This window comes from Bradyrhizobium sp. UFLA05-109 (assembly GCF_054185165.1).
The window spans coordinates 14,943-40,796 of sequence record NZ_JBBIAR010000083.1 but is presented as its reverse complement, the minus strand read 5'-3'; the positions used below and the strand labels follow the sequence as shown (position 1 = coordinate 40,796).

General features: G+C 63.1%; 31 protein-coding genes and 1 pseudogene. 11 read left to right on the top strand and 21 right to left on the bottom strand.

Going from position 1 to position 25,854, the window contains the following annotated elements; genetic code table 11:
• The 5 genes from Q3C01_RS39005 to Q3C01_RS38985 form a co-directional block, all read right to left on the bottom strand.
• A partial coding sequence (locus Q3C01_RS39005; RefSeq protein WP_458150624.1) for an SDR family NAD(P)-dependent oxidoreductase occupies positions 1–414 on the bottom strand: 414 nt, incomplete at its 3' end.
• Positions 415–627: 213 nt separating this feature from the next.
• Positions 628–2,247 carry a DHA2 family efflux MFS transporter permease subunit gene (locus Q3C01_RS39000; protein WP_458150623.1) on the bottom strand — a complete coding sequence of 540 codons (1,620 nt, stop codon included), beginning with the start codon at positions 2,245–2,247 and terminating at the stop codon, positions 628–630.
• On the bottom strand, positions 2,244–3,410 hold the full coding sequence (locus tag Q3C01_RS38995) for an HlyD family secretion protein (protein ID WP_458150621.1): 1,167 nt from the start codon (positions 3,408–3,410) through the stop codon (positions 2,244–2,246). Before Q3C01_RS38995 ends, Q3C01_RS39000 begins: the two co-directional genes overlap by 4 nt.
• Positions 3,411–3,601: 191 nt before the next feature.
• Positions 3,602–3,772, bottom strand: a complete 171-nt coding sequence (locus Q3C01_RS38990) for a hypothetical protein (protein WP_458150620.1) — start codon at positions 3,770–3,772, stop codon at positions 3,602–3,604.
• Between the two features lie 25 nt (positions 3,773–3,797).
• A complete protein-coding gene (locus Q3C01_RS38985) occupies positions 3,798–4,157 on the bottom strand; it encodes a PRC-barrel domain-containing protein (RefSeq protein ID WP_458150619.1) in 360 nt (119 codons plus the stop codon).
• Positions 4,158–4,338: 181 nt separating this feature from the next.
• Between Q3C01_RS38985 and Q3C01_RS38980 the strand changes: the two genes are divergently transcribed.
• On the top strand, positions 4,339–4,566 hold the full coding sequence (locus Q3C01_RS38980; RefSeq protein ID WP_458150618.1) for a hypothetical protein: 228 nt from the start codon (positions 4,339–4,341) through the stop codon (positions 4,564–4,566).
• Positions 4,567–4,666: 100 nt separating this feature from the next.
• The gene (locus tag Q3C01_RS38975; RefSeq protein ID WP_458150617.1) at positions 4,667–5,221 is read left to right on the top strand and encodes a DUF4142 domain-containing protein; all 555 of its coding nucleotides are present in this window, start codon (positions 4,667–4,669) and stop codon (positions 5,219–5,221) included.
• A gap of 628 nt (positions 5,222–5,849) precedes the next feature.
• On the opposite strand, the gene Q3C01_RS38970 is transcribed toward Q3C01_RS38975, so the two are convergent.
• Positions 5,850–6,032, bottom strand: a complete 183-nt coding sequence (locus Q3C01_RS38970) for a hypothetical protein (protein WP_458150616.1) — start codon at positions 6,030–6,032, stop codon at positions 5,850–5,852.
• 333 nt (positions 6,033–6,365) lie between these two features.
• Between Q3C01_RS38970 and Q3C01_RS38965 the strand changes: the two genes are divergently transcribed.
• Positions 6,366–6,614, top strand: coding sequence for a hypothetical protein (locus Q3C01_RS38965; RefSeq protein ID WP_458150615.1), 249 nt, complete (start codon positions 6,366–6,368; stop codon positions 6,612–6,614).
• A gap of 142 nt (positions 6,615–6,756) precedes the next feature.
• Here Q3C01_RS38965 and Q3C01_RS38960 read toward each other — a convergent pair whose 3' ends face one another.
• The 3 genes from Q3C01_RS38960 to Q3C01_RS38950 form a co-directional block, all read right to left on the bottom strand.
• A complete protein-coding gene (locus Q3C01_RS38960) occupies positions 6,757–6,963 on the bottom strand; it encodes a hypothetical protein (RefSeq protein ID WP_458150614.1) in 207 nt (68 codons plus the stop codon).
• A gap of 96 nt (positions 6,964–7,059) precedes the next feature.
• Positions 7,060–7,194, bottom strand: a complete 135-nt coding sequence (locus Q3C01_RS38955) for a hypothetical protein (RefSeq protein WP_458150613.1) — start codon at positions 7,192–7,194, stop codon at positions 7,060–7,062.
• Positions 7,195–7,316: 122 nt separating this feature from the next.
• On the bottom strand, positions 7,317–7,514 hold the full coding sequence (locus Q3C01_RS38950) for a hypothetical protein (RefSeq protein ID WP_458150612.1): 198 nt from the start codon (positions 7,512–7,514) through the stop codon (positions 7,317–7,319).
• Positions 7,515–7,609: 95 nt separating this feature from the next.
• On the opposite strand from Q3C01_RS38950, the gene Q3C01_RS38945 reads away from it, so the two are divergent.
• Positions 7,610–8,134 (top strand): DUF4142 domain-containing protein, encoded by a 525-nt coding sequence (locus Q3C01_RS38945; RefSeq protein WP_458150611.1) that lies wholly within the window; start codon positions 7,610–7,612, stop codon positions 8,132–8,134.
• Positions 8,135–8,138: 4 nt separating this feature from the next.
• Here the strand turns inward: Q3C01_RS38945 and Q3C01_RS38940 are convergent, their stop codons facing one another.
• Entirely contained in the window at positions 8,139–8,420 is a 282-nt protein-coding gene (locus tag Q3C01_RS38940) for a hypothetical protein (RefSeq protein WP_458150610.1), read from the bottom strand.
• 270 nt (positions 8,421–8,690) lie between these two features.
• On the opposite strand from Q3C01_RS38940, the gene Q3C01_RS38935 reads away from it, so the two are divergent.
• A complete protein-coding gene (locus Q3C01_RS38935) occupies positions 8,691–14,978 on the top strand; it encodes a HAMP domain-containing protein (RefSeq protein ID WP_458150609.1) in 6,288 nt (2,095 codons plus the stop codon).
• 13 nt (positions 14,979–14,991) lie between these two features.
• On the top strand, positions 14,992–16,479 hold the full coding sequence (locus tag Q3C01_RS38930; RefSeq protein WP_458150608.1) for an HWE histidine kinase domain-containing protein: 1,488 nt from the start codon (positions 14,992–14,994) through the stop codon (positions 16,477–16,479).
• 119 nt (positions 16,480–16,598) lie between these two features.
• Here the strand turns inward: Q3C01_RS38930 and Q3C01_RS38925 are convergent, their stop codons facing one another.
• The gene (locus tag Q3C01_RS38925) at positions 16,599–16,820 is read right to left on the bottom strand and encodes a hypothetical protein (RefSeq protein ID WP_458150607.1); all 222 of its coding nucleotides are present in this window, start codon (positions 16,818–16,820) and stop codon (positions 16,599–16,601) included.
• Between the two features lie 160 nt (positions 16,821–16,980).
• On the opposite strand from Q3C01_RS38925, the gene Q3C01_RS38920 reads away from it, so the two are divergent.
• Together Q3C01_RS38920 and Q3C01_RS38915 are read left to right on the top strand one after the other, a co-directional pair.
• Positions 16,981–17,238, top strand: coding sequence for a hypothetical protein (locus tag Q3C01_RS38920; protein WP_458150606.1), 258 nt, complete (start codon positions 16,981–16,983; stop codon positions 17,236–17,238).
• 96 nt (positions 17,239–17,334) lie between these two features.
• Positions 17,335–17,562 (top strand): hypothetical protein, encoded by a 228-nt coding sequence (locus Q3C01_RS38915; protein ID WP_458150605.1) that lies wholly within the window; start codon positions 17,335–17,337, stop codon positions 17,560–17,562.
• Positions 17,563–17,637: 75 nt separating this feature from the next.
• On the opposite strand, the gene Q3C01_RS38910 is transcribed toward Q3C01_RS38915, so the two are convergent.
• The 3 genes from Q3C01_RS38910 to Q3C01_RS38900 are packed head-to-tail and all read right to left on the bottom strand — an operon-like array spanning position 17,638 to position 18,326.
• Positions 17,638–17,838 (bottom strand): hypothetical protein, encoded by a 201-nt coding sequence (locus Q3C01_RS38910; protein ID WP_458150604.1) that lies wholly within the window; start codon positions 17,836–17,838, stop codon positions 17,638–17,640.
• Between the two features lie 60 nt (positions 17,839–17,898).
• Entirely contained in the window at positions 17,899–18,105 is a 207-nt protein-coding gene (locus Q3C01_RS38905) for a hypothetical protein (RefSeq protein WP_458150603.1), read from the bottom strand.
• A gap of 17 nt (positions 18,106–18,122) precedes the next feature.
• Positions 18,123–18,326, bottom strand: coding sequence for a hypothetical protein (locus Q3C01_RS38900; RefSeq protein WP_458150602.1), 204 nt, complete (start codon positions 18,324–18,326; stop codon positions 18,123–18,125).
• A 136-nt stretch (positions 18,327–18,462) separates the two neighbouring features.
• On the opposite strand from Q3C01_RS38900, the gene Q3C01_RS38895 reads away from it, so the two are divergent.
• Positions 18,463–18,657: a DUF3072 domain-containing protein gene (locus Q3C01_RS38895; protein WP_458150601.1), complete on the top strand. Its 195-nt coding sequence runs from the start codon at positions 18,463–18,465 to the stop codon at positions 18,655–18,657.
• A 9-nt stretch (positions 18,658–18,666) separates the two neighbouring features.
• Here the strand turns inward: Q3C01_RS38895 and Q3C01_RS38890 are convergent, their stop codons facing one another.
• Together Q3C01_RS38890 and Q3C01_RS38885 are read right to left on the bottom strand one after the other, a co-directional pair.
• Positions 18,667–18,870, bottom strand: coding sequence for a hypothetical protein (locus Q3C01_RS38890; RefSeq protein WP_458150600.1), 204 nt, complete (start codon positions 18,868–18,870; stop codon positions 18,667–18,669).
• A gap of 63 nt (positions 18,871–18,933) precedes the next feature.
• Positions 18,934–19,665, bottom strand: a pseudogene (locus Q3C01_RS38885) (PQQ-dependent sugar dehydrogenase); the annotation flags it as partial.
• A 50-nt stretch (positions 19,666–19,715) separates the two neighbouring features.
• Here Q3C01_RS38885 and Q3C01_RS38880 point away from each other — a divergent pair.
• A complete protein-coding gene (locus tag Q3C01_RS38880; protein ID WP_458150599.1) occupies positions 19,716–19,964 on the top strand; it encodes a DUF6496 domain-containing protein in 249 nt (82 codons plus the stop codon).
• A 55-nt stretch (positions 19,965–20,019) separates the two neighbouring features.
• Here the strand turns inward: Q3C01_RS38880 and Q3C01_RS38875 are convergent, their stop codons facing one another.
• A complete protein-coding gene (locus tag Q3C01_RS38875) occupies positions 20,020–20,382 on the bottom strand; it encodes a hypothetical protein (RefSeq protein WP_458150598.1) in 363 nt (120 codons plus the stop codon).
• Positions 20,383–20,811: 429 nt separating this feature from the next.
• Positions 20,812–22,380 (bottom strand): Do family serine endopeptidase, encoded by a 1,569-nt coding sequence (locus Q3C01_RS38870; RefSeq protein ID WP_458150597.1) that lies wholly within the window; start codon positions 22,378–22,380, stop codon positions 20,812–20,814.
• Between the two features lie 204 nt (positions 22,381–22,584).
• Between Q3C01_RS38870 and Q3C01_RS38865 the strand changes: the two genes are divergently transcribed.
• On the top strand, positions 22,585–23,421 hold the full coding sequence (locus Q3C01_RS38865; protein WP_458150596.1) for a universal stress protein: 837 nt from the start codon (positions 22,585–22,587) through the stop codon (positions 23,419–23,421).
• 16 nt (positions 23,422–23,437) lie between these two features.
• Here the strand turns inward: Q3C01_RS38865 and Q3C01_RS38860 are convergent, their stop codons facing one another.
• The 3 genes from Q3C01_RS38860 to cbbX all read right to left on the bottom strand — a co-directional run bounded on the left by Q3C01_RS38860 (position 23,438) and on the right by cbbX (position 25,772).
• Positions 23,438–23,650: a hypothetical protein gene (locus tag Q3C01_RS38860; protein ID WP_458150595.1), complete on the bottom strand. Its 213-nt coding sequence runs from the start codon at positions 23,648–23,650 to the stop codon at positions 23,438–23,440.
• A gap of 455 nt (positions 23,651–24,105) precedes the next feature.
• Positions 24,106–24,843 (bottom strand): ribulose-phosphate 3-epimerase, encoded by a 738-nt coding sequence (gene rpe / locus Q3C01_RS38855; protein ID WP_458150594.1) that lies wholly within the window; start codon positions 24,841–24,843, stop codon positions 24,106–24,108.
• Positions 24,840–25,772, bottom strand: a complete 933-nt coding sequence (gene cbbX, locus Q3C01_RS38850) for a CbbX protein (protein WP_458150593.1) — start codon at positions 25,770–25,772, stop codon at positions 24,840–24,842. The genes rpe and cbbX overlap by 4 nt, the downstream gene beginning before the upstream one ends.
• Positions 25,773–25,854: the final 82 nt, after the last annotated feature.

Here is a 25,854-nt window from a genome sequence, read left to right as displayed (position 1 = left end):
GGTGAAGAAAATGTTGCCGCCGCCGCGCGGCAGCATCAACCGTGCCGCCTCGCGCCCCGCGAGGAAGCCGGAATAGCATGCCATCTCCCAGACTTTCCGGAATACGCGCTCGGTGGTGTCGAGGATCGGAAAATTGACGTTGGCGCCGACGTTGAAGATGCAGACCTCGAGCGGCGCCTGCTTGTCGGCCTCATTGAGGAAGGAAATGATCTCCTCCTCCTTGCGCGCATCGAGCGAGCGGGCGTGGATCTCGCCGCCGGCCGCTTCAACCTCCTTTACCAGCGGCGCGAGCTTGTCGCCATTGCGACGGCCGGCGAAGACGGTGAAGCCTTCAGATGCGAACTTCTTGGCGATATCGGTGCCGATATAGTCACCGGCGCCGATGATGGCAGCCGTGGCGTTTCGCTTGGACAAGCTCGCCTCCCTCTGAGGGGCCGCGCCACGGCGGTGTCGCCCGCCTACACAGCGCAGGCCGTTCGGTGATATTGATATCGAACGTATAGTTCTAAAACAGAACTGTCAAATTCTCGGCGCACTGGCCATAAGTCAGGCCAAAATATCCTGATCTTACACATAAGTTTCTTTTCCCAACTTACCGCGCTAGCTCTTGCGAACCCGGCAAAGCAATCAATGCCCGCGGGCCGGGGTGCGCAGGTCGATCGGGCGAATGATCGCAGCGACGGGGATCATCAGGACGGCGATGATCGCGAGCGTCCAGAACACGTCGATATAGGCAAGGAAGTCGACCTGCTGCTGCAAGGTCCTGCCGACCCAGGCGATCGCCTGCGAAGCCGCATCCGACGCGTTCGAGCCCTGCGCCTGAAAGAACTGCGTCATTGCGTCTATACTCTGCTGATAGCCGAGATCGGACGGCGCGAGATGCTCGATCAACCGGCTCTGGTGGAATTGCTGGCGCTGGGCGAGGATGGTTTGCGCCAGCGCAACGCCCATCGAGCCGCCGATATTGCGCGCGACGTTGATGAGCGCAGATGCCTGGTTGGTCTTGTCCGGCGGCACGCCATCATAAGAGGCCGTCGTCACCGGCAGGAACAGGAAGGGAAGACCGAGCGCGAGCAGGATGCGCGCCATCGCCGCATAGCCATAGGTGATGTCGCCGTTGATTCCGGTGAGATGCCACATCGCGACCGCGCAGATGGCCGCACCCGTCATGATGAGATATTTCGACTGCACCATGCCGACGAGGCGGCCGACCACCGGCATCAGAACCAATGTTGCGATGCCGCCGGGCGACAGAGCGAGACCCGCAAGCATCGCCGTATAGTTCAGCTCTGTCTGCAAGAGCTGCGGTATGAGCTGCGTCGTCGAGATCAGCACCGCGCCGGTGCCCAGCATGACCACGAAGCAGGCGCCGAATTGCCGCCGCCCGAGCAGGCGAATATCGACGATGGGATCGTCGCGCAGCAATTCCCAGGGGATTAGCGCTAACAGGCAAAACGCGGAAAGACAGGCAAAGGCAACGATCATGTTCGATCCGAACCAATCGTTGCGCTGGCCTTCATCGAGCACGAACTCGAGCGAACCGAGTCCGATCGCCACCAGGATGAAGCCGATATAGTCGACACGCAGCCCCTTGGCGAGCAGGGCTGCCCTCTCCTCTTCCGCACCCGATGGTTCCTTGATCAGTGTGCCGACCAGGAACAGCGAGACGAGGCCCATCGGCACGTTGATCAAGAACACCCAGTGCCAGGAATAGGTATCGGTAATCCAGCCGCCGAGCGTCGGGCCGATCACGGGCGCGACCACGACGGCGACGCCATAGATCGCGAACGCTTGCCCGCGCTTGTGCGGCGGAAAGGAGTCGGCAAGGATCGCCTGCTCGCTGGTCGCCATGCCGCCCCCGCCGAGACCCTGCAAGATCCGGAACAGCACCAGAGCCTCGAGACTCCAGGCCAAGCCGCAGAGCAGCGATGCCGCCGAAAAGGTGGCAACGCACATCATGTAGAAGCGCTTGCGGCCGATCACGGTGGAGAGCCAGCCCGAGATCGACAGCACAATGGCATTGGCAACGAGGTAGCTCGTGATGACGTAGGTACTCTCGTCGAGGCCGACCGCGAGCCCACCGGCGATGTGGCGCAGCGAGACGTTGGCGATGGTGGTGTCGAGCACCTCCATGAAGGTGGCGATGGAGACCACGAAGGCGATCAGATAGGGATTGTGTCCGCCCGCAGCGGAGCGCTCCGGTGACCAGCCGCCAGCCGCCGCCCCGCCGTGCGCGATGTCGGTCATCGTACCTTCGTCCAGGGCACGACCGACATACCCGGCCCCACCGGCAGGTCGGCCGGCCAGCTGTCGATCACGATCTTCACAGGCACGCGCTGCACCACCTTGACGTAATTGCCGGTCGCGTTCTCTGCCGGCAGCAGGCTGAACGCCGTGCCGGAGCCCGGCTGCACCGACGCCACGTGACCGGTGAGCTTGCGATCGGGATAAGCGTCGATGCGGATCTCGACCGACTGGCCGGGCCGCATGTCCTTGAGCTGCGTTTCCTTGTAGTTCGCGACGATCCAGACATCGTCCGGCACGAACATCATCAGGCTCTGACCTGGCGTGACGTAGGTGCCCTTGGCACCGCTGAGCTTGACGACGCGCCCCGGCTGGGCTGCGAGCACGCTCGCGTAGTCGACGTTCAGCCTGGCCTGATCGCGCTGCGCCTCGGCCTGCTTCGATTGCGCCTTCGCACCTTTGAGCTGCGCCTCGAGCGTCTTGATTCCGAGCTCGGCGCTGGTTACCGCAGTCTTCGCACGCTCCGTGTTGGCCTGCTGCGCCTGAAGGTCGGAGTGAGTCTGCTGCGCGCGCTGGACGGTTCCGGCGCCCTTCTGGACGAGATCCTGCGCCCTCGCGTCTTCTTCCTGCGCAAATTTGAGCTGTGCCTGGGCCTGTTCGAGCTGGGACTTGGCCTCGTTGATCTGCTCCTTCTGGGACTCGATCTGGGCCTCGACGTTGCCGATATTGGCCTGCGAGGCCGCAACTTGCGCCTCGGCCTGGTCGAGCGCGATCTGATAGTCGCGCCCGTCGATCCGCGCCAGCAGATCGCCGGCATTGACGTGCTGGTTGTCGGTGACGGGGATCTCGGTGACGTAGCCGCCGACCTTCGAGGCGACGGAAAAGCTGCGCGCGGCAATGAAGGCATCGTCGGTCGATTCATAGTGCCGGATGTTCAGCCAGTAGACGAGGCCTGCCACGAGCACGGCGATCAGAACAAGGGCACCCGCTGTCGTGAGCAACCAGTGCTCGCGCAGGCGGTCGCGCAACGAGGGTGCGGGTGTTGCCGCGCGCGATGCATCGGGCGCCTTGTGCGCCTTGTCCGAGGCGTCCTGAGGGCCGTCCTTGTGCGGGGGCTGTTGCGGCTGCTCCGCGGATGGCCCACGCGCTCGTGTTTGAGCATCCACGGCTTCATTCCTCGGTCAGTTCAAAGGTGTCATGGCTCGTTCGGCCCAAGCGCCAACCACTGCTGTCATGTCCCGGCTTGACCGGGGCATCCAGTATTCAAGAGACAGCGAGTTTCATCACGACCGTCGCGGCGTACTGGATCGCCCGGTCAAGCCGGGACATGACGTCGGAGTGCGTGGCGCGCGGCTCATCAATCACACACCCAATGCGTCTTGCTCTCGTGCCACTTCTCCAGATCGGGCTTCGCCTCACCCGACCTCTGTTCTTTCTCCGGATTGCCCTTCCAGGGCTTGTCCGTCTGTGCGTGCGATCCCCAGTCGTTTTCCTGCCGGGGATCGTCCGTGGGCTTTTCCCTGCTCATCGGAAACTCCTGTTCGAAACCTGCGCTAGATGATCGGCACGCCATAGTAGGCGTTCAGCGCGCGCACCCTGGCCTCGTCGCTCCAGTTCCACTCGGCCGCCTCCCCATAGTGCGGGGCACCGCGCAACTCCTTGGCTGTGATGCCGGTGACGTAGCCGCCGAGGTCGGTGTCGTATTTCAGCGACTGCCAGGGCAGCGGATAATGATCGTTGCCGAGCCCGAGGAACCCGCCGAAGCCGAGCACGGCGTAAGAAACCCTGCCGCTCTTCTTGTCGATCATGACGCGCTCGATCGAACCGATCTTGTTGTGGTCGACGCCATAGACCGAAGTCCCCTCGACCTTGTCGCTGCCGATCAGAGCGCCTGTTTCACCTTGATCCATCATCTTGAGATCTCCGTTGAGACTCGCTTTTACGGATCAACCAAGCCGCGAAGCGATCGTTCCGGCGCTCTCGCCACGTGTTCCCCGCTGCGGCCTGGAACAACGCTGAAAAGCAGCAGTTTTCCCTGACGCGAATTCAAGAGCACCAGTGTTCGAATCCATCATGCCGGGAAAGGAGTGAGACATGAGCGACTTTCGCGACATCCAGCATGGCGTCAACGATCCCGTGGACGGCGTCGACGTGAAGCGGCGGATCAACAACAACGAGACACCGCACGAAAGGGCACAGCGTTACGCCGACGTGCGCGCGATGCCGAGCGCGCAAGCCGACGAGCCGTTCCTCCCCGAAGGGCTGCGCCGGCCGCCGACCAAGCCGCTTAACCCGCGCGCCGGCCGCAATCCGACCGACTAGCGGCGCATTGGAACAAGCGCTCAACCCGAATGTTGGTCGCCGCACAAAACCAGTGCGGCGACCGGTTTCTGTACGCCGTCAAGTTCGGAGGATGAGGATCATGAGAAGCACACTGATCGCACTCGGCTGCTGCCTGCTCGCAAGCCCCGTGCTCGCGCAATCGGTTGGCGAGAAGACCGGCGTGAACTCGGTGCTCGGCGTGGCTCCCGCCACGGCCGATTTCGTCAAGGAAGTTGCGATCAGCGACATGTTCGAAATCGAATCAAGCAAGCTCGCCGAGCAGAAGGGCAATGCGCAGGAGAAGACCTTCGCGCAGCAGATGTTGACCGATCACACCAAGACCTCGACGGAGCTGAAGCAACTCGTCAGCAGTGGCAAGGTCCAGGCGACGGCGCCGACGACGCTCGACAGCTCGCACCAGAGCAAGCTCGACAAGCTCAAGGGCGCGTCGGGCAAGGACTTCAGCTCGGATTACGACTCCTATCAGGTCAGCGCACACAAGGATGCGGTGTCGTTGTTCGAGCGCTACGCCAATGGCGGCGACAATCCCGAACTGAAGAATTGGGCCGGCAAGACGCTGCCGGCGCTGAAGCACCATCTCGACATGGCGCAGGAGCTCGGCAAGGCGCCGAGCGTCGGCCAGTCCAGCAAGTAAGAATGCTACGCCGCATTGCGGATGCCGACAGACTTGTCGGCATCCCGCCACTTCCCAGCAACGATGCTCCTCTTTGCGCATTGAGCGCCGAAAACCAGCGGAGAGAACGCACGAGCAGCGAGCACGATAACTCGCTGGCATGTCGTTCATGCGGGCTTCGCTGCCATTGGCGTCGAAAGGAGACGAGCACGTGGCCGAGCAAAGACTCATCGACCCGACATCACGTTACCCGAAACCGCCCTTCAACAAGCAATTCTGGCCGGTCTCATCGCCAAGCAATGCGGCCCGTCCGTAGGCGGCCTGCTCCTCGCACTTCCTGCGATCTTCTGCGCCAGCGCCACGCTGATCGATCGCCACGAACGCCGCAAGAAGCAGAAGGCTGCTCTGAACGGCGAAAGGCGCGGCTGACAGGCTGCTGCGCTCGATGCTGCAGGCGCTGGATTGGGAAGCATCGGCCTGGCCGCCTTCGCAGGCGTGTTCTACGTCACCGTCTCGGCAAGCCTTGCAGCGGCCTTTTGCAGTCGCACTGCTCGCGTGGGGAACCGTCGCGGTATCGATGTGGTGGCTGCGTCGCAAGCTGCACGTCGTACGCCATGGCCGGCAGCACGGCCACGCATCGGCCAACGGCCTAGCGTCGTAGCGACAGAAACTCGTGCATCTCGGCGGCAGCCTGAAGCTGCTCAAGACGCGCCAGAAGCAACTCGCGCTGCCGTCCACCTCGCAGCTTTGCAAGCTCCCCTTCGAGCCGACGTCGATGCTCTTCGAGCCGTTGCTCGAATGTGTGGGGATCAGAACGTTTCCGTTTCCGCATCGCGACCTCGTGGGGGCTGCAGGCCCGGGCTATTGGCCCAGCGATCGAGTTGCTCAATCACCCTCCGATGACTCGGCCGGCGCGGCTCCGGCGCCTCGGGCTCTTCGGATAGTTTGCGCGGCAGTCTGACCTGATCGGGCATAGCGTCTCTCCAGTTCTTGGAGCGATATTGACCTCCAGCCTGAACCTTTGTAGCGGCCCGCGCAATTACATAAGTTATTGATTTTACGTAATAATTTCACTCATTTGGTGGAATTTGAGGAGCTTGCGGAACCCCCGCCGAGTTGGTTCGTTGAGTAAACTACTCACCTTGCCAACTTTGAGTGGCTGAACATGAACGATCTTCGCGCCGAGCGACTACAGGTCATGCTCTCGCCTGAAGAACTGAGTGCCGTCGACGATTTCCGCTTTCGCCACCGCATGCCGACACGCGCCGCCGCGGTGCGCGAACTTCTCAAGCTTGGTCTCGCCAGTGCTGGCATCGACGGGCTGGCGGGCGTCAAGTCGAGCGACTATGGCGTGTTCGGTCGCGGCCCCGAGGGCCACACGCCGGGCGCTGCCGATGGCGATGCCGAGGATTGACCGCACTCGCGAGAGCACAACGGCAAACGACCCCGGCACGGGGGGTGCCAGGGCCGTCCTTGGATATTGCTTCCGGCCCACCGGGGTATGAAGCCGCAAGCAATCCACTTACGCGTCCGAGATGGATTCGTTCCTCTGGGTCTCAACCGGTCGGGGGCGTGCCGGAATCATCAGGGGTCATGCCCGAGCCCGGCGTCTTGGCCTCATCATTCAGCGCAGGATCGCGCGTTGCTTCCTTTGACGGCGGACCCTTCGCACCGGATTTGTGGACGGTTTGCGCGCGCTGCTTGTCGCGCGGCTGCTCTTCGGCGCGCTTGTCGCGAACGATGCCATGGTTGGAATGCGTCATGGTTGTACTTCCCGCTTTCCATCTGTCTTCAAGAAGCTTACGCGCCGCAACCGCAATGGTTCCGGATCAGCGGGGAATCAGGGAGGTCAACCGCGCCTAACTGCGCGCATGCTGCGCGACAGGTGGCGACGAATGCGCCAAATGGACTTGCCGCAGCGTCGTCACGGTCGCGACGGTGGCAGAAATGCCAAACGCCATGATGAGGACGAACAGAGCCAGACGGGGAGCCATTGCAATCCTCCTGCTAGAAACGAACAAACGCGGTCTGTAGCGACCGTACTCCGGATCATCGTCAGTTGGTCGCGCATCGTCCGTGAGCGGTCTCACACGCGGACTCACGAACGCGAGAGCGGCTAGGATGTCGGCTTCTTTTGCGGCACGCGTTGGGCAACTGGCGGAATTTCGCCGTCGAGCCAGTCCTGCTCCTCCGCCAGCGCCGACCAGGCCTCCGCCATTCGCTGGTAGCGTTTGAAGGCGGGTTGTCCCTCGGCCCGCTCGGCAAGATGCAGGCAGTTCTCGGCGTTTTCTCTGAAGATGTCGGATTGCTTCATGTCAAACAGTTGGGGAGCAAAAGTGCTGGACGCAACCGCCCTTACCGGATCGTAATGTCGCGGGAACTTCTGCTTGAGCCCGCTATTGACGGTCCATGCGCATGATCGTCACCACTGTCCTGTTGTTCATGAGCGCCGCTGCACTCGCCGACAATAGCGGTGAACGCGCATGGGCACGGCACGATTCCGCGCGCACGCCGACGGCAACCGACGTCATCGGCGACCTCTATGCGTTCGGGCGATTCCAGCAGGGCCTGCTCGAGAGCGCCGATCTTCGGGGTAATCAGGAGGTCAAGACCCTGGCGATTTCGCGGGCCGAGGATGCAGCCAAGCGCGAAAAGTCGCTGAAGCAGATTCAGCAAGCGATTGGCGCCGAGCCGAACGTTCGCAGGGCCTCGACAGCGGGCGCCGCACTCACCGGCCCCGACGACTCCGAAGGCCCGGCCTATGTCAGGCGATTCTATGCGGCGCAGATCGCCGAATACGAAGAGACCATCGACCTGCTCGAGCGCTATCTGCGGGCGCCCGACAATAAAGCGCTCAGCGCCTTCGCGCGCGAACAGTTGCCGATCCTGCGATCGCAGCTCAGGGACGCTGCGCGTACCACGGCCGACAAGTAGGCGCTCATCGTACGGGATGATGCTGCTCGTTTTTCGGCTTCACGGTGCGATTGCTCTCGGGCATCTTGTCCCGGCCCTGGTCGCCCTTGTAGTCCCGGCCACCCGAGGTAGACGTGCCACTGCCGCTCCGGCTCGGCTGCGTTGCTGCTCCCGTCGTCGGTGCGGAGCCGGGAGTGGCCGAACTTGCCGCCGGATCTCCCGTGATGGCCCCGCGGCCGCTCGGTGCACCGTTCTGCGCATAGGCCGCACCGGCGACCAGCAAGCTGGTCGCTATGGCTACGGTCATTGTTTTCATAACTAGGTTGCGCGCTCCGTTCCGATCAAAGCCGCTTCGCCGTTCCGCATCCGGAACAGCGCGCGCGAAGGCAAAGAAAAAATTCCTAGAATTGGATGGAACCCTATTCTCATCCCCGCGTTGTTTTCACCGGGTTGAGTGAGGCAGGTTCCAATTATCCATGCTCCAATGTTGCAGCTTGATTTGCAATTTGGCTGACGTTCTATTTCGAAAACTGCGTACTTGCATTGAATTCTAAAACGCATCTGCGGGGGGAATGACATGAGCGACCTCGATCCCGGACCAGTTTCGCAATCGGGTCGTCGCGTCCCCAAGCGAAACGTCAATGGCACTTCGGAAGCCGACTCCCGGCAGGAATTGCTGCTGGCATTGCAAGCGATGCGCAGCGGCGATTTCTCGGTGCGCATGAGCGGCGACTATCTCGGCATCGACGGCAAGATCGCCGACACCTTCAATGAGATCATCGCCGCAAACCAGCGCATGGCGCAGCAGCTCGAGCTCGTCGGCCAGGTGGTAGGGCGCGAAGGCAAGACGCGGCAGCGCGTGAAATTCGGGCTGGCGAGCGGCTCCTGGGCCGACATGGAGGGCTCGGTCAACACGCTGATCGACGATCTCCTGTGGCCGACCCGCGAGGTGACGCGCGCGGTCGCGGCGGTGGCGCAAGGCGATCTGCTGCAGACCGTCAAGCTCGACGTCGACGGCCGCCCCTTGCGCGGCGAATTCTTGCAATCGGCGACCATCGTCAACACCATGATCAAGCAGCTCGGCGTGTTCACCTCCGAGGTGACGCGCGTCGCGCGTGAGGTTGGCACCGAAGGCAAGCTCGGCGGCCAGGCCCAGGTGCCGGAAGTCACCGGCGTCTGGAAGGATCTGACCGAGAGCGTCAACTCGATGGCGAACAACCTGACCAACCAGGTGCGCAACCTCGCGGAGGTGACGATCGCGGTGGCCAATGGCGACCTCTCCAAGAAGATCACGGTCGACGTCCGCGGCGAGATTTTGCAGCTCAAGGAAGCAATCAACACGATGGTGGACCAGCTTCGCTCCTTCGCCTCGGAGGTGACGCGCGTCGCGCGCGAGGTCGGCACCGACGGCAAGCTCGGCGGCCAGGCCATCGTGCCCGGCGTCGCTGGCACCTGGAAGGACCTCACCGACTCCGTCAATGCGATGTGCGGCAACCTGACCGCGCAGGTGCGCAACATCGCCCACGTGACGACGGCGGTCGCGCGCGGCGACCTCTCGCGAAAGATCACGGTGGACGTACGCGGCGAAATTCTGGAGCTGAAGGACACCATCAACACCATGGTGGACCAGCTCAACTCCTTTGCATCCGAAGTGACGCGCGTCGCGCGCGAGGTCGGCACCGAAGGAAAGCTTGGCGGACAGGCCCAGGTGCCCGGTGTGGCCGGCACCTGGAAGGACCTCACCGACAACGTCAACTTCATGGCCTCGAACCTGACTGCGCAGGTCCGCAACATCGCCGATGTCGCGACCGCGATCGCGAGCGGCGACCTTTCCAAGAAGATTACCGTGAACGTGTCGGGCGAGATCCTTCAGCTCAAGGAAACGCTCAACACCATGGTCGATCAGCTCAACGCCTTCGCCGGAGAAGTGACGCGCGTCGCGCGCGAGGTCGGCACCGAAGGGCGGCTCGGCGGACAGGCCAACGTGCTCGGCGTCGCCGGCACCTGGAAAGATCTGACGGAGAGCGTCAACTCGATGGCCTCGAACCTCACCGCCCAGGTCCGCAACATCGCCGAGGTGACGACGGCGGTCGCGAACGGCGACTTGTCGAAGAAGATCACCGTTGACGTGCGCGGCGAAATCCTGGAGCTGAAGGACACCATCAACACGATGGTGGACCAGCTCAACGCGTTCGCGGGCGAAGTGACGCGCGTGGCGCGCGAGGTCGGCACCGAAGGCAAGCTCGGCGGCCAGGCGCAGGTGCGTGGCGTTGCCGGCACCTGGAAGGACTTGACCGACTCGGTCAACTCGATGGCCTCGAACCTGACCGGCCAAGTCCGCAACATCGCCGAGGTCGCGACAGCTGTGGCCAAGGGCGACCTATCGAAGAAGATCACCGTGAACGTGTCGGGCGAGATCCTACAGCTCAAGGAAACGCTCAACACCATGGTCGACCAGCTCAACGCCTTCGCCGGAGAAGTGACGCGCGTCGCGCGCGAAGTCGGCACCGAAGGCAAACTCGGCGGCCAAGCCGAGGTGCCCGGCGTCGCCGGCACCTGGAAGGATCTCACCGATAGCGTGAACTCGATGGCGGGTAACCTCACCGCCCAGGTCCGCAATATCGCCGAAGTGGCAACCGCCATCGCCGGCGGCGACTTGTCACGAAAAATTACCGTCGACGTGCGCGGCGAGATCCTTCAGCTCAAGGACACCCTGAACACGATGGTCGACCAGCTCAACCGCTTCGCAGGCGAGGTGACGCGCGTGGCGCGCGAGGTCGGCACCGAAGGCCGTCTGGGCGGCCAGGCCAACGTGCCCGGCGTCGCCGGAACCTGGAAGGACCTCACCGATAGCGTGAACTCGATGGCGGGCAACCTCACCGCCCAAGTCCGCAACATCGCCGAGGTGACGACCGCCGTGGCGCGCGGCGACTTGTCCCGCAAAATCACCGTCGACGTGCGCGGCGAAATCCTTGAGCTGAAAAACACCATCAATACCATGGTGGACCAGCTCAATGCCTTCGCATCGGAAGTGACGCGCGTCGCGCGCGAGGTCGGCACCGAAGGCAAGCTCGGCGGCCAGGCGCAAGTGCCTGAAGTCGCCGGCACCTGGAAGGACCTTACCGACAACGTCAACTTCATGGCCTCGAACCTGACGGCACAGGTCCGCAACATCGCCGAGGTCGCCACCGCCATTGCCGGCGGCGACCTTTCGAAGAAGATCACGGTCGACGTGCGCGGCGAGATCCTGCTGCTCAAGGACACGCTGAACACGATGGTCGAACAGCTCCGCTCCTTCGCCGCCGAAGTGACGCGTGTTGCGCGCGAGGTCGGCACCGAAGGGCGGCTCGGCGGTCAGGCCGTGGTGCCCGGCGTCGGCGGCACCTGGAAGGACCTCACCGACAACGTCAATCTCCTCGCCGCAAACCTCACCACGCAGGTCCGCAACATCGCCGAGGTCACGACCGCCGTGGCCCGCGGCGACCTCTCCCGCAAGATCACCGTCGATGTGAAGGGCGAGATCCTCGAACTGAAGAACACCATCAACACCATGGTGGACCAGCTCAACGCCTTCGCCGGCGAGGTGACGCGCGTGGCGCGCGAGGTCGGCACCGAAGGCAAGCTCGGCGGCCAGGCCCAGGTGCCTGGCGTCGCCGGCACCTGGAAGGACCTCACCGACACGGTGAACTTCATGGCGGCCAACCTCACCGAGCAGGTGCGCGGCATCGTCAAGGTCGTGACCGCGGTTGCGAACGGCGACCTCAAGCAGAATCTCACTGTGAAGTCGAAGGGCGAGGTCGCCGCTCTGGGCGACACCATCAACAACATGACCGAGACGCTTGCGACCTTCGCTGACCAGGTGACCTCGGTGGCACGCGAAGTAGGCGTCGAGGGACGCCTTGGCGGCCAGGCCAACGTGCCGGGCGCGGCGGGTACGTGGAAGGACCTGACCGGCAACGTCAACCTGCTGGCGGCGAATCTCACCTCGCAGGTGCGCGCCATCGCGGAGGTCGCGACCGCTGTCACCAAGGGCGACCTGACCCGGTCGATCCAGGTCGATGCGCGCGGCGAGGTCGCGGAGCTGAAAGACAACATCAACACCATGATTACCAACCTGCGTCTCACCACGGACGTGAACACCGAGCAGGATTGGCTGAAGACGAACCTCGCCAAATTCACCAACATGCTCCAGGGCCAGCGCGACCTCACCACCGTCGGCCGTCTCCTGCTCTCGGAGCTGTCGCCGCTGGTGAACGCCCATACCGGCGTGATCTACCAGATCGAGAACGAGGACAGCCCGCAGCTCCGCCTGCTCGCCTCCTATGCCGGCGACGGCGCCTATCCCTATCCTCAGGTGCTGCAATTCGGTGACGGACTCGCCGGACAATGTGCGCTCGACAAGCGCCCGCGCGTGGTCGCGGACATCCCCGCCGACGTGGTGCCGATCAACTCGGCGCTGCTGCGCGCCGTGCCAAAGAACCTGGTGGTGCTGCCGGTGCTGTTCGAGAGCCAGGTCAAGGCGGTCATCGAGCTTGCCTCGCTCGCTTCATTCACGACCTCGCAAATGACTTTCCTCGAGCAGCTCACGGACTCCATCGGCATCGTGCTCAACTCGATCGAGGCGACGATGCAAACCGAAGGCCTGCTCAAGCAGTCGCAACAGCTTGCAGGCGAACTCCAGGCCCAGCAGCGCGAATTGCAGCAGACCAACGAGCAGCTCGAGCTGAAGGCGCAGCAACTCGCCGAGCGCAACGTGGAAGTCGAGCGCAAGAACCAGGAGATCGAACAGGCCCGCCGCGCGCTGGAGGAAAAAGCGACCGAGCTCGCACTGACTTCGAAATACAAGTCCGAATTCCTTGCCAATATGAGTCACGAACTGCGCACGCCGCTGAACTCGATCCTGATCCTCGGCCAGCAGCTCACCGACAATCCGGATGGCAACCTATCGGCCAAGCAGGTCGAGTTCGCCCGCACGATCCACGGCGCCGGCACCGACCTCTTGAACCTGATCAGCGACATTCTCGATCTTTCCAAGATCGAGTCCGGCACGGTGACGGTCGATGCCGAGGAGATCCTGACTGCGAACCTGCTGGAGACCGTCGGACGTCCGTTCCGGCACGAGGCGGAGAACCGCAGCCTGTCCTTCAACATCGAGGTCGATCCGAACCTCGCCCGCAGCATCGTCACCGACTCCAAGCGGCTGCAGCAGGTGCTGAAGAACCTGCTGTCGAACGCCTTCAAGTTCACGGCCGAAGGCGGCGTGCGACTGAAGGTCGCCGGCGCGCTGGGTGGCTGGACGCCTGATCACCCCGTGCTCAACGCTGCGCCGGCCGTGATCGCGTTCGAGGTCTCTGATTCCGGTATCGGCATTCCCCTGGAGAAGCAGAAGCTGATCTTCGAGGCATTCCAGCAGGCCGATGCCGGCACCAGCCGCAAATATGGCGGCACCGGCCTCGGGCTTGCGATCAGCCGCGAGCTCGCAAGCCTGCTCGGCGGCGAGATCCACCTGCGGAGCGCCACCGGCAAGGGCTCGACTTTCACTCTGTACCTGCCGCTCAAATACTCGGGGCCAACGCTCGCGTCGCGTGCTGCGCCCGCGGCCCATCAGCCGCCCGCGCTCCAGGCGCAGGCAAGTGCGCCCGAGCGGGTCATCGAGCAACTGCCTGACGACCGGCTCAATCTCGAGCCGGGAGACACCATTCTGCTGATCGTCGAGGACGATCCGCATTATGCCCGTGTGCTGGTCGATCTCGCCCGCGATAAGGGTTTCAAGGTGCTGGTCGCCGCACGCGGCGCTGAAGCCCTGGAGCTCGCCAAGCAGTATCAGCCGACGGCGGTGTCGCTCGACGTCTTCCTGCCGGACATGCTGGGCTGGACGGTGTTGAGCCAGCTCAAGCACAATCCGCTGACCCGCCACATCCCCGTGCAGATCATCACGCTGGACGAGGACCGCCAGCACGCGCTCGCCCGCGGCGCGTTCTCCTTCGTCAACAAGCCGACCACGACCGAGGGCGTTTCCGCTGCGCTGACCCAGATCAAGGAATATGCAAGACCGCGTCGCAAGCGGCTCTTGATCGTGGAGGACAACGAAGCCGAGCAGCTCTCGATCCGCGAGCTACTGCATCACGACGACATCGAGATCGTGGCGGCCGACACCGGCGCCGGCGCGCTCTCGACGCTGCGCGACGCTCCTTACGACTGCGTGGTGCTGGACCTGCGCCTGCCGGACATGAGCGGCTTCGAGGTGCTGGACCAGATCCGCAGCGACGAGGCGCTGTCCAACATCCCGGTCGTGGTCTTCACCGGCCGAGAGCTCTCGGCCGAAGAGGATGCCGAGCTCCACACCATGGCGCGCAGCATCGTGGTCAAGGGCGTGGAATCGCCCGAACGCCTGCTCGACGAAACCGCGCTGTTCCTGCACCGGGTGATCACCGAGCTGCCGACCGAAAAGCAGCGCATGCTGGAGAAGCTGAACAGTTCCGACGAGGACCTGATCGGCAAAACCGCTCTGCTCGTCGACGACGATGCCCGCAACATCTTCGCGCTGTCGAGCGTGCTGGAGCGGCGCGGCATGAAGGTGCTGACCGCTACCACCGGCCGCGAGGCGGTGGCGCTGGTGGAATCCAATCCGGAGATCGCGATCGTGCTCATGGACATCATGATGCCGCAGATGGATGGCTATCAGACCATCGGCGTGATCCGGGGGAACCCGGCCTTTTTGCGCCTGCCGATCATCGCGCTGACTGCGAAGGCAATGAAGGGCGACCGCGAGAAATGTCTGGAAGCGGGCGCCTCCGACTATCTCGCCAAACCCGTCAACACCGATCAATTGCTGCTTGCGATCCGCATGTGGCTGCATCGCTGAGTGGGATCCGAGTATGGACCACGAAAAGGTCAACATCCTCCTCGTCGACGACCAGCCGGCCAAGCTGCTCGCCTACGAGGTGATTCTGAAGGACCTCGGCGAGAACCTCGTGATCGCCTCGTCCGGTCGGGAGGCGCTGGAAATTTTGCTGAAGAGCGAGATTGCGGTGATCCTGGTCGACGTCTGCATGCCCGAGCTCGACGGCTTCGAGCTCGCGGCAATGATCCGCGAGCATCCGCGCTTCCAGAAGATCGCGATGATCTTCATCTCGGCAATCCAGGTATCTGACATCGATCGCCTGCGCGGTTACGAGATGGGCGCGGTCGACTACGTTCCGGTGCCGGTCGTTCCGGAGGTGCTGCGCGCCAAGATCAAGGTGTTCGCCGAGCTCTACCGCAAGACCCGCGAGCTCGAGCGGCTGAACCGGGAACTGGAGGATCGGGTTCGCGCGCGCACCGCCGAGCTTGAAAGCTCCACCGCCAAGCTGCTCGAAAGCGAGCAGCGGCGCAGCATGGCGATTGCCGCTGGCAAAATGGGGTCCTGGGACTGGGACTGGGTCAACGGCGACTGGATGTGGGACGAAGGACAGTATCGTATTTTCGGCGTCACCCCGGAGGCGTTCTACGTCACCTCGGCCAGCGTGCAGGCGCTGCTGCACCCCGATGACGTCGACCAGTTCCGCAAGGCGATCGCCGAATTCAACACGGGCACGCGCGCCTATGAAGCCGAATTCCGTATTCAGCGGCCAGATGGCGAGGTGCGCTGGTGCGTCGGAACGGCGGCGGCAACGCTGGACGGAGACGGACGCGTGGTGCGAGTGAGTGGCGTCACCGTCGACATCACCGAGCGCAAGCGCGCCGAGGAGCGGCAGAATCTGCTCGCTCGCGAAGTCGATCACCGCGCCAAGAACGCCCTGGCGCTCGCGCAATCAATCGTCCGGCTGACCCGCGCCGACGACGTCAAGACCTACGTCAATGCAGTCGAAGGACGTATCAATGCACTGGCGCGCGTGCACACCATCCTGTCGCTGTCGAGCTGGCAGGGCGCGGAGATCAAAAAGCTGATCGAAGAGGAGCTCGCGCCCTATTCGCTTGGCGGCCAGATCCGTCTGTCGGGTCCCGAAGTGCAGCTCGCCCCTGCTACCGCGCAAACGCTAGCGCTGGCACTGCACGAGCTGTTTACCAATTCGGCCAAATACGGCGCGCTGTCGACGCGGTCGGGGCGGCTTGCGATCGGCTGGGAGGTGAGTGGCGAGATGCTCGCGCTGACCTGGGAGGAATCCGGCGGGCCGCTGGTCAGGCAGCCGAAGGTGCGCGGCTTCGGCACCAAGAGCCTGCTCGCGAGCGTCGAGTCCCAGCTCGGCGGACAGGCGCAATTCGATTGGCGCGCCGAGGGGCTGCTGTGCCGCCTCGAAGTGCCACTGACAGGAAAGGCGACGCTGCCGGCAGCCGGAAATTTCGACGCAGCGATCGCCGGCGAATTGCAGCGCGCCTCAGGCTAAAGCGCGATTGGGATGAATCGTCGTCGCGCTCCAGGTTGTTGTTTGACCATGATCCCCGTGCAAACGCGTTCCGCGTTTGTCGCGAGGGAAAACCGCTCCACACTTTTCCGGTTCACGCTCTAGCGTCGGGCGCGCACCCTCACCGCCTGCATCTGCAACGGCGCATCCGCGATGCGCCCCTCGAGCCAGGCTTCGTTCCGCTCCAGATCGCGCAATGCCATCGCGTAGCTGCGCGCGGCGCGCTGCTCCGCGCCACGCGGCAGCGTGCGCGCCTTGCGCAGCATTTCCGCCGCTGCGTTGCGATAGGCAAGGGAGCGGTACAGATAAATCACCTTTCCCATGATCAAGCTTTCCTTGTCGTTGCTTCGGTCCCGATCTTCTCAGGCCTTGCATGAACGCCACCTGAAAATCGCGCAAGATGAACATTTATTCAGGCAGATACGGCGTTCTAGGAACTCGCGATGATCCGGCGCGTTCTCAGAATGATTGTCGAGGACGACAATGCGCACGCGAAAATCGCCACGTTTGGTTTCGACGGCAGGCGCCATCACGCTGATGATGCAGGCGATGATGGGTGCGGCCCTCGGGCTCACCTTTGGCCTCGCGCTCGTGCTCCTCAATCCGGCCGTCGCGGCGCTGCTCAGAGACGGTGGAAGCCCGGCCATTTTCGTGTTCGTCATCGCACTCGTGACGAGCTTTGCGATCGGCGCAACACTGACCGGCGCGGTCTTTGTTCTCATGGATGACAAGGAAACTTGAAGCACGCGTGACGGCGCATGTTGCGCTGGCACTGGAACTCCCGCGCTTAATCGCTGTTGGCTCCCTGCATCAATTTAACTCAAGGGAGTTCCGCGCATGAACAAAACAAAACTCGCCTTAGCGATGATCATGGCCATGGGCCTCGCCGCCGCGCCATTGGCTGCCCAAGCCAAAACGCACAAGAAGCACCATTCCTCCGCGACGTCGTCGCAGACCACGACGGGCGCGAACATGAAGTCGAGCGGCGGCGGAGCCGCCAATCCGTCGAGCCAGGGCAATGTCGGCCCGGGCACCAATCAGGCCGGCAGTATGAACTCGAAGTGAGCGCATTCGCGCCACCCGCGAAAGCCCCGCCTCCGCGGGGCTTTCTTCTTGATCGGCAGGATGCGAGGCACGCCGCTAGGGCCACATTGTCGGCGCGCGGTTGAGCGCGTGCCGGCCAGCACGCCTCAGTTCGTCGGGCGAGCAGCAGCCCATCCGGATCATCTCGAGAACTGTCGCGGCGACGCGTTCGCGCGCGGCCGTCTCGACTGCAGGGATACCCGCGCAGACCTCATCAAGAACCGCGCGCAGCAGAGCTGTCGTCTGGATGTCCGACATCGGAAGACTCCCGCACGTCACGAGACGTGACTGACTTAGCCGCGTCGGATGTCAGGCATGTTAAGATTTGAGGTCGGTACGAGACGGCGCTGCGCCTTGCGGCTCGCACTTCACCAGGACTTCGAGTGTCGCGCGCTTGCGCGCGATCAAAAGCAGGGCTGCGGCATCGTCGAGGCCTGCACGCTGCAACTGGCGAATGGCCGAGCCCAGCTCGAGAATCTCGGCACGCAGTTTCAGAATCCGGTACGAGTCCGGGTCCTCATCCACGGCGAGCCTCCGAAAGTCTAAGGACGCGCGGCGATGCGCACCGGTTTGCCCGCATTGTTCGCCCCGGCGCGGAGACTCACCCGCTCACCGATATTGGGCAGAAGATCACCGCCGCCGGCCGCCTTCCAGTCGGCGATCAGCCGCTTCATGTCGAGGCGCAATCCGAGCAATCGAAGCGCGCTTTCGCTGCAATCGCGATCGCGATCGATGAGGTCGCGCACCGACGCCTCAAGGCCGATCATCTCCGACCTTAATGCACTGATTTTACAACGAATTTCATTAATTCTGTTGTCCATGGCTTGTTAGAACAAAATAAGAACATATAGTCAAGTCACGATTCAGGCATGGAGAGTGGAAATGCGAGTGGAAGGTAAATACGACGCCAAGGATTTCCTAGCCGTGCAGATGACCCGGGCTCAGGTCCTGCGGCTGAGGCGGCTGAGCGAGGAGGCCTATCAGCCCGGCCAGTATGCGAGAGATCTCAGCTTCGACGAGGCAGCAAAGCGCATCCAGGCGCTGGAGGCCGAGATCGAGCTTGCCAATTCGTTCTGACCTGCCGGGTCACGTCCGCGCAAAGGCTTCCTTGAGGAAGCAGAGCCCGTCATAGGTGAGCCGCGCCTCGCCGGTCTCCCCTCTGGCGATCTCCGCTTCGAGGAAAGTCTCCAGCTCAGGGAGCGTGCGTTCGAACTTGTCGCGCGCGCCCATCATCTCGCAGGTCTCGCGGATGCGTTCGATCGGCTTGTCGAGGATATTGATCATGACCATGGCGGTTAATCCGCACTGCTGCCGGTCCGTTCCGCGCGGGATGGTTTTGTTCTCCCTCGCGCCTCAACCGCTGGCGGTCACGCGCCAGACGGTGTTGCCGGAATCATCCGCAATCAGAAGCGCGCCGGATTTGTCGACCGCCAGCCCTACCGGACGCCCGCGCGCCTTGTTGTCGCTGTCGAGAAAGCCGGTCACGACGTCCTGTGCCTTGCCGTCGGACTGGCCGTTCCTGAACGGTACGTACACGACCTTGTAGCCATTGAGCGTCTGGCGATTCCGGCTCCCGTGCTCGCCGACGAAGGCGCCGCCGCGGTAGCTCTCCGGCAGCGCGCTGGCTGTGTAGAAGGCAAGACCCAGGGCAGCGACATGCGAGCTAAGCGCATAGTCGGGTACGATCGCATTCTCCACGAGATCCGGCCGCTGCGGCTGAACGCGTGGATCGAGATGCTTGCCATAATAACTGTAAGGCCAGCCGTAGAAGCCGCCGTCCCTCACCGAGGTCAGATAGTCGGGCACGAGATCTGGGCCGAGCTCGTCGCGCTCGTTGACGATGGTCCAGAGCTTTCCGCTCTGCGGTTCGAAGCCGAGCCCGGTCGGATTTCGTAAACCTTTCGCGAACAGGCGCGAGCTCCCCGTCTCGCGATCGACCTCCCAGATCGCGGCCCGATCGCGCTCGGCGCCGATCCCGTCCTCGACGATATTGCTGTTGGAGCCGACGCCGACATAGAGCTTCGAGCCGTCCGCGCTGGCGATCATCGCCTTGGTCCAGTAGTGGTCGATCGGGCCGCCCGGCAGACGGAACCATGCATATGCGGAATGGTTCTGTTCTTGAAGAGAGGATGCTCATGGCACGCAAGGCAAAGAAACGGCGCTATTCGAGGAGCTCCGGCAAGGATGTCGAAAGCGAAATGCGCCGCTACAAAAAAGGCACGGCCAAGAGCGGCCGTGGCGGCCGCGGTGGACGCGTGAAGAGCCGCAAGCAGGCGATCGCGATCGGCCTGTCGAAGGCGCGCAAGAAGGGCAAGAAGGTCCCGAAGAAGACATCGAAGCGGAAGAGCTCGAAGAAGAAGTCGAGTAAGAAGCGGTCACGGTGATACGACATTCGACGGCGCGCGAAGCTCTCGTGCGCCGCGCGTCGATGCGCTCCTTTTAGATCATCGTGCCGGGCATGAAGCAGCGGATCGAAATGCCGAACGCCGTTTTCACCGGCCAAACCATGGTTCGCCCCGCCCGGTTGGGCTCGGTGATAACCGCCTCATCGGGCACCTCGACCCACTGACCATCGATGCGCACGCGATAGTGCCCCCCATACGATTCCCAATCGGGGTCGGCGACAGCCACGCCATCGGCATCTGAGCAGCATGGACCCAGGTGGCTGCGCAGGCTGTCGAACCACGGCTTGAGCGGCGAATCCGTAAAGCGTCCGTCGTCGCGACCCAGCGCGCTTTGGGTGCAGAGCACAAGCGGCATGAGCAGCAACGCGCCCCGGCTGAAGGCCTTCAATCGATCCATCGTTGGCACCGATCCCTGACGAGGTCCAGTTCCACAAAGCGACACCCCCTCCGGGAGTTCCGCTGATGAAACCAACCTTCGCCCGCCGAGCCGCAAAGGGCGACTCGCGACCGCCTTGAGTGAATGTGAATTTTTGGGCCGAACCCAGTCAGCAACAGATCCGTTAACGCGAATGTTATCGGACGTTGCTGGTTTTATCCCCCAAATGAGCGGCTTTGTTTCTGGCCGGGCGACGTAACCGCCGGCGTGATCGGCGGTGCAATCGGAACGTCAGGCGCGATTGCGACCGCACCATTCCGCGGCGGGTAACGCGAACCCGGCATGACCTATATCGGCCGAGACGGGTTGCGACACTGCTGTTGGTAAGCCGAGCCGATGCGAAAGAGGCGGCCGCGAGGCCGCCTCTTTTTTTGTGCGAACTTTCTTTGCTTAGGCGAGCGGCACCGCGACGAACTTCGTCGCCTCCGCGCTCTTCACCTGCAACAGCACGCTGCGCTTGCCAGCGGATTTCGCCTGCTTCAGCTCAGTCCGGACGTCGTCGATGCTGGCGACAGCCTTGCCACCAACATTGAGGATGACGTCGCCGGTCTGGATGCCGTGGCTCGCCGCGGGGCCTTCCGGATCAACGGAGGTGACGACGACACCCTTCTGGCCCGCGCCCTGCACGTCCCCGGCCGGAGCGAGGCTGAGGCCGAGACGCGGCGTTCCCGCGGTCGGCTGACCTTCGTCCGCCTTGTCATTCGCCTTCGCCTGACGCTCGTTCGGAAGCTGGCCGAGGTTCACGCTCACGGTCTTGCTCTCGCCCTTGTGCCAGACGTCGAGCTTCACCGAGCTGCCCGGCGCCATCGTGCCGATAGTACGGGCGAGATCGCGCGAGTCCTTGATCGCGGTGCCGTTGACGGCGGTGATGACGTCACCGGCCTCGATGCCGGCCTTGGACGCCGGGCTGTTGTCCTGGGGCGTGTCGACGATCGCGCCGCGGGCTTCCTTCAGCCCGAGACTGTCGGCGATATCAGCCGTCACCGGCTGCACCTGGACGCCGAGCCAGCCGCGCGTGACCGAGCCGTTGTCCTTGAGCTGGGCGACGACGAGCTTTGCGGTATTGGCCGGAATGTCGAAGCCGATGCCGACCGAGCCGCCAGACGGCGAGAAGATCGCAGTGTTCACGCCGATCACGTTGCCGTTCATGTCGAAGGCCGGACCGCCGGAATTGCCCTTGTTGATGGGCGCGTCGATCTGGATGTAATCGTCATAGGGACCTGCGCCGATGTCGCGGCCATTGGCCGAGACGATGCCCGCCGTCACCGTGCCGCCGAGGCCGAACGGGTTACCGACGGCAACCACCCAGTCGCCGATCCGCGGGCGCTGCTCGGAGAATTTCACGAACGGAAAGTCCTTCTTGCCGTCGACCTTGATCAGCGCGAGGTCGGTCTTCGGATCCGTGCCGACAACCTTGGCCGTGTAGATCGTGCCGTCGTCCGCCGTCACCTGCACGGACTGGGCGTGGTCGACGACGTGATTGTTGGTCACCGCATAGCCGTCGGCCGAGATGAAGAAGCCCGAGCCTTCACCGGTAATCACGCGGTGGCGCTGTGGCATGCCGTTGGGCATCTGCTGCATGCCCTTGGGCAGACGGAACCCGAACTCCTTTGGGAGTTGATCGAACGGAGAATCCTCGTCCGAATCCATCCGGTTCTGCTGCAGCATCGCGTTCTTGTCGTCGGTCTGGTCGATCTTGACGCGCACCGAGATCACGGCGGGCTTCACCTTGGCCACCAGATCGGCAAAGCCGGGCGGGGTCGGCGTCGTCTCGGCAGCGAGCGCAGGCGATGTGAAGGAAGCGCCGTTGAACGGCGAATATCCGTTCGGCGCAGCAGCGAGCACCGCAACGCCGAGCGCGGCCACGGTGCCGAGCAGCGCGGCCCGCCGGGATTTCAGGATGGCGCGCAGCTTGGCCGCGCCGGGACGGGCAGAGTCGGAATTGATGTGATCATTCATGTCGAAATGTCCATGTTGGATGAGCAGTCGCCTTGCTCCAAACATTGACCACGCAACATTACGATGTCCCGTCCACGCGATTAATTCTTGGCAAAGAAAGCTGCGACGTGCCGCCGCGGGTGGCAGGCTTGATGCAGGTCAACGCGCATCGATGGATCGGTGAAAAATTACGGCGTGGAAATGATCTCCGCCGGAGGCGCGGCCATGTTCAAAGACATTCTCGTCCACATCCCGACCGAACGCCCAATGCACCCGGTCATCGACGGCGCGGTGTCGCTCGCAGCAGGCTTCAACGCCCATCTCGATGCGGTCTCGGTCGGCTATGTCGCAACCAGTACGGCCTATGTGATGGAAGGCGGCGCGGCGGTGGCTGCCGTGTTCGAGATGGAGCGCGAGCGCGCGGTAGAGCGCGCAGAGACGGCGCTCACGGTATTCGAGACGGAAGCCGGGCATGCGGGCATTTCCCATCACTGCCACCCGGTCGGTGCGATCCCGGCGGAAGCGATCGACATGGTCGGCGTGATGGCACGCGTCCACGACCTCTGCATCGTGCTACAGCCCGATGCAGAGCATGGATCCTTCGACAGCGACCTGCCACAGGAGATCTTGTTCCAAGCGGGTGGGCCGGTGTTGTTCCTGCCACATATCTTCCGCGGCACCTTCAAGACACGGCGGATCGGCGTTGCCTGGGATGGCAGCCGCGTCGCGGCGCGCGCGTTGCGCGACGCGATGCCGTTCCTGTCGCGGGCCGGGGAGATCGTCATCATGACGGTGAACGAGTCGACGTCAGCACCCGGCGCGGCTTCTGCAGATCAGCTCGCAAGACATCTGGCACGGCTCGGGCTGGAAGCCCGCATCGTCGGTCTGTCGGCGAGCCGCGCCGACATTCAACCGACCATCCTGTCACTCGCGGCCGATGAGAGCCTCGATCTGCTGATAATGGGCGGCTACGGCCACTCGCGTTTGCAGGAGCGCGTGCTGGGCGGCGTTACCCGCGCCATGCTGCAAACCATGACGGTCCCGACGCTGATGTCGCACTAGCGGACTAGCCTGCGCCTCAAGCGGCTGCGGTGTGCTGCCAATCTGCCGGGGCTGCTGCGTCGTCAGAGCCCTGTGTATTGCAAGCGTCGAAGTGAGCCTTCAGCTCGGCTTCGGCGAGATGTTCGAAATGCTCGGCCTGGCCGAGAAGATCCCAGCTTTGCAGGGGTCGATATGCCGCCTGCTGACGGCACAGGGACGCCAGAGCACGGTACCGACGCACGTTCTCCATGAGAATCTCCCACCTTGGCTATGCCCGGCTTATTTCGCCGGTTTGCGTCACACTCATTGCATTCGTGCGAAACATTTGCTGCGTCGATCACTCTTTCCTTGAAAGAGTTAACGCGAATCTTGGCCCGTTGGCATTGCCCTGGGTCAAACTTTGGGGAAAGTTTCGCCGAAACCTGAATCCTTACATGCCACAAAGTTGCGGCATCTGTGGGGCAAGTCACAGCCAAATGCAGCAATTTTCGGTATGGGTTTCTTTGTATGGCCGCAAACAAGGTAACGGCGGTACACATAGGCTGCGACAGATCTGCATACAGCCTGCGACTTCGCGAGCCGCACGGAACTGGAACCGGCGGCTCTTTCATTTGGAGCGGTGCTATCGCATCCAAATACCTTTCGATCAGGTGGTTACCCGACCAGGTAGCCTGCACCGCCCCGAAGGCGGCGAGTGACCCGCGTTTATCGAACCAACTCGCTCTCGCCAGCCTGCACCAGCGAAGCCGAATTCAATTGCCGCTTCGGAACCCGGCCGGCTTCCGCCGCACCGCGGATCGCTGCGATGTTGCTCGCATAATCGGCACTGCCGTTGCCGCGGAACACCGCCGATCCCGCCACCAGCGTATCCGCGCCGGCAGCCGCAACGAGGGCCGCGTTGTCGCGCGTGACGCCGCCATCGACCTGGAGCCGGATCGGCCGGTCGCCGATCATCGCGCGGATGCGCTGGATCTTCTCGATCTGCGATCCCAAGAACGATTGCCCGCCGAAGCCCGGATTGACCGTCATCACCAGGATCAGGTCGACGCGATCGAGCACATATTCGATCGCAGCTTCCGGCGTTGCCGGGCACAGGCTCACGCCGGCCCTCTTGCCGAGCGCGCGAATCGCCTGCAAGGAGCGATCGAGATGCGGGCCGGCTTCGGCATGGACCGTGATGACGTCGGCACCGGCTTTCGCGAAGGCTTCGAGATAGGTATCGGTCGGCGCGATCATGAGATGAACGTCGAACGTCTTGGTCGTGAACGGCCTGATCGCCTTGATCACGTCGGCGCCAAAGCTGATGTTGGGCACAAAATGCCCATCCATCACGTCGCAATGGATCCAGTCCGCTCCAGCCGCATCGATCGCGGCGATCTCCTCACCGAGCCTTGCAAAGTTGGCCGCAAGGATCGAGGGGGCGATGACGATCTCGGGGGTCATGGCTTCGCGCTCTGCTCACCCGCCACGCCGCTGAACACGCGGCTTGCCAGCACGTCCGAAGAATCGATGGTCTCCAGGTCCGCAATCCCAAGCGCGCGATCGAGATCGGCAACCAGCCGGTCGGCCTGACGCAACCGGATGCGATCGACTGCGTTGCGGATCGAGCGCGCATTTGAGAAGAACGGCTGCGTCCGGCGCAGCGCGATGTACCTTTCAAAGGCCTCGCGCGCGGCACTCGAGAAGCGATATCCCCGCTCCTGCAACATCAAGTCTGCAATAAAGAGCAATTCCTGTTCGGAATAGTCGGGAAATTCGATGTGGTGGGCGATGCGCGAGCGGAAGCCTGGATTGGAGGCAAAGAAATTCGTCATCCGCTCGCCATAACCGGCGAGGATGACCACGAGGTCCTCACGCTGGTTCTCCATCACCTGGAGCAGGATCTCGATCGCCTCCTGGCCATAGTCGCGCTCATTGTCGGGACGATGCAGGTAGTAGGCCTCGTCGATGAACAACACGCCGCCCATTGCTTTCTTCAAGATCTCCTTCGTCTTCGGCGCAGTATGGCCAATGTATTGCCCGACGAGATCATCGCGCGTCACCGAGATCACCTGCCCGCGCCGCACGAAACCGAGGCCGTGAAGGATCTTTGCCATGCGCAGCGCGACGGTGGTCTTGCCGGTACCCGGATTGCCGGTGAAGGACATGTGCAGCGTCGGCGGCGCGGCGACGAGGCCAGCGCGCTGGCGGATCCGCTCGATGAGGAGGAGCGAAGCGATCTGGCGCACCCGACCCTTCACCGGCTTCAGCCCGATCAGCTCCCGATCGAGCTCGCGCAGCGTCTCGGTGATGCCTGCCGCTTCGGCTTCCTTGCGGAGATCGAAAACGGCCTCGCTCGTCTCGGTGGCTTTTGCATGTGGCAGATCAAGCATGGCGCATCTCGAAGAAAAAGGGCTTCGCCGCGAATGGCAGCGAAGCAGTTGTCCGCCAAGGAAGCGGAGCAGGGAGAGCTCC

What these genes read in the sequence shown, in the direction of transcription:
- Q3C01_RS39000 (WP_458150623.1), bottom strand. Translation starts at nt 2,247, where the DNA reads ATGACCGACATCGCGCACGGCGGGGCGGCGGCTGGCGGCTGGTCACCG.
- Q3C01_RS38990 (WP_458150620.1), bottom strand. Translation starts at nt 3,772, where the DNA reads ATGAGCAGGGAAAAGCCCACGGACGATCCCCGGCAGGAAAACGACTGG.
- Q3C01_RS38985 (WP_458150619.1), bottom strand. Translation starts at nt 4,157, where the DNA reads ATGATGGATCAAGGTGAAACAGGCGCTCTGATCGGCAGCGACAAGGTC.
- Q3C01_RS38980 (WP_458150618.1), top strand. Translation starts at nt 4,339, where the DNA reads ATGAGCGACTTTCGCGACATCCAGCATGGCGTCAACGATCCCGTGGAC.
- Q3C01_RS38975 (WP_458150617.1), top strand. Translation starts at nt 4,667, where the DNA reads ATGAGAAGCACACTGATCGCACTCGGCTGCTGCCTGCTCGCAAGCCCC.
- Q3C01_RS38970 (WP_458150616.1), bottom strand. Translation starts at nt 6,032, where the DNA reads ATGCGGAAACGGAAACGTTCTGATCCCCACACATTCGAGCAACGGCTC.
- Q3C01_RS38965 (WP_458150615.1), top strand. Translation starts at nt 6,366, where the DNA reads ATGAACGATCTTCGCGCCGAGCGACTACAGGTCATGCTCTCGCCTGAA.
- Q3C01_RS38960 (WP_458150614.1), bottom strand. Translation starts at nt 6,963, where the DNA reads ATGACGCATTCCAACCATGGCATCGTTCGCGACAAGCGCGCCGAAGAG.
- Q3C01_RS38955 (WP_458150613.1), bottom strand. Translation starts at nt 7,194, where the DNA reads ATGGCTCCCCGTCTGGCTCTGTTCGTCCTCATCATGGCGTTTGGCATT.
- Q3C01_RS38950 (WP_458150612.1), bottom strand. Translation starts at nt 7,514, where the DNA reads ATGAAGCAATCCGACATCTTCAGAGAAAACGCCGAGAACTGCCTGCAT.
- Q3C01_RS38945 (WP_458150611.1), top strand. Translation starts at nt 7,610, where the DNA reads ATGCGCATGATCGTCACCACTGTCCTGTTGTTCATGAGCGCCGCTGCA.
- Q3C01_RS38940 (WP_458150610.1), bottom strand. Translation starts at nt 8,420, where the DNA reads ATGACCGTAGCCATAGCGACCAGCTTGCTGGTCGCCGGTGCGGCCTAT.
- Q3C01_RS38935 (WP_458150609.1), top strand. Translation starts at nt 8,691, where the DNA reads ATGAGCGACCTCGATCCCGGACCAGTTTCGCAATCGGGTCGTCGCGTC.
- Q3C01_RS38930 (WP_458150608.1), top strand. Translation starts at nt 14,992, where the DNA reads ATGGACCACGAAAAGGTCAACATCCTCCTCGTCGACGACCAGCCGGCC.
- Q3C01_RS38925 (WP_458150607.1), bottom strand. Translation starts at nt 16,820, where the DNA reads ATGGGAAAGGTGATTTATCTGTACCGCTCCCTTGCCTATCGCAACGCA.
- Q3C01_RS38920 (WP_458150606.1), top strand. Translation starts at nt 16,981, where the DNA reads ATGCGCACGCGAAAATCGCCACGTTTGGTTTCGACGGCAGGCGCCATC.
- Q3C01_RS38915 (WP_458150605.1), top strand. Translation starts at nt 17,335, where the DNA reads ATGAACAAAACAAAACTCGCCTTAGCGATGATCATGGCCATGGGCCTC.
- Q3C01_RS38910 (WP_458150604.1), bottom strand. Translation starts at nt 17,838, where the DNA reads ATGTCGGACATCCAGACGACAGCTCTGCTGCGCGCGGTTCTTGATGAG.
- Q3C01_RS38895 (WP_458150601.1), top strand. Translation starts at nt 18,463, where the DNA reads ATGCGAGTGGAAGGTAAATACGACGCCAAGGATTTCCTAGCCGTGCAG.
- Q3C01_RS38890 (WP_458150600.1), bottom strand. Translation starts at nt 18,870, where the DNA reads ATGGTCATGATCAATATCCTCGACAAGCCGATCGAACGCATCCGCGAG.
- Q3C01_RS38880 (WP_458150599.1), top strand. Translation starts at nt 19,716, where the DNA reads ATGGCACGCAAGGCAAAGAAACGGCGCTATTCGAGGAGCTCCGGCAAG.
- Q3C01_RS38875 (WP_458150598.1), bottom strand. Translation starts at nt 20,382, where the DNA reads ATGGATCGATTGAAGGCCTTCAGCCGGGGCGCGTTGCTGCTCATGCCG.
- Q3C01_RS38870 (WP_458150597.1), bottom strand. Translation starts at nt 22,380, where the DNA reads ATGAATGATCACATCAATTCCGACTCTGCCCGTCCCGGCGCGGCCAAG.
- Q3C01_RS38865 (WP_458150596.1), top strand. Translation starts at nt 22,585, where the DNA reads ATGTTCAAAGACATTCTCGTCCACATCCCGACCGAACGCCCAATGCAC.
- Q3C01_RS38860 (WP_458150595.1), bottom strand. Translation starts at nt 23,650, where the DNA reads ATGGAGAACGTGCGTCGGTACCGTGCTCTGGCGTCCCTGTGCCGTCAG.
- rpe (WP_458150594.1), bottom strand. Translation starts at nt 24,843, where the DNA reads ATGACCCCCGAGATCGTCATCGCCCCCTCGATCCTTGCGGCCAACTTT.
- cbbX (WP_458150593.1), bottom strand. Translation starts at nt 25,772, where the DNA reads ATGCTTGATCTGCCACATGCAAAAGCCACCGAGACGAGCGAGGCCGTT.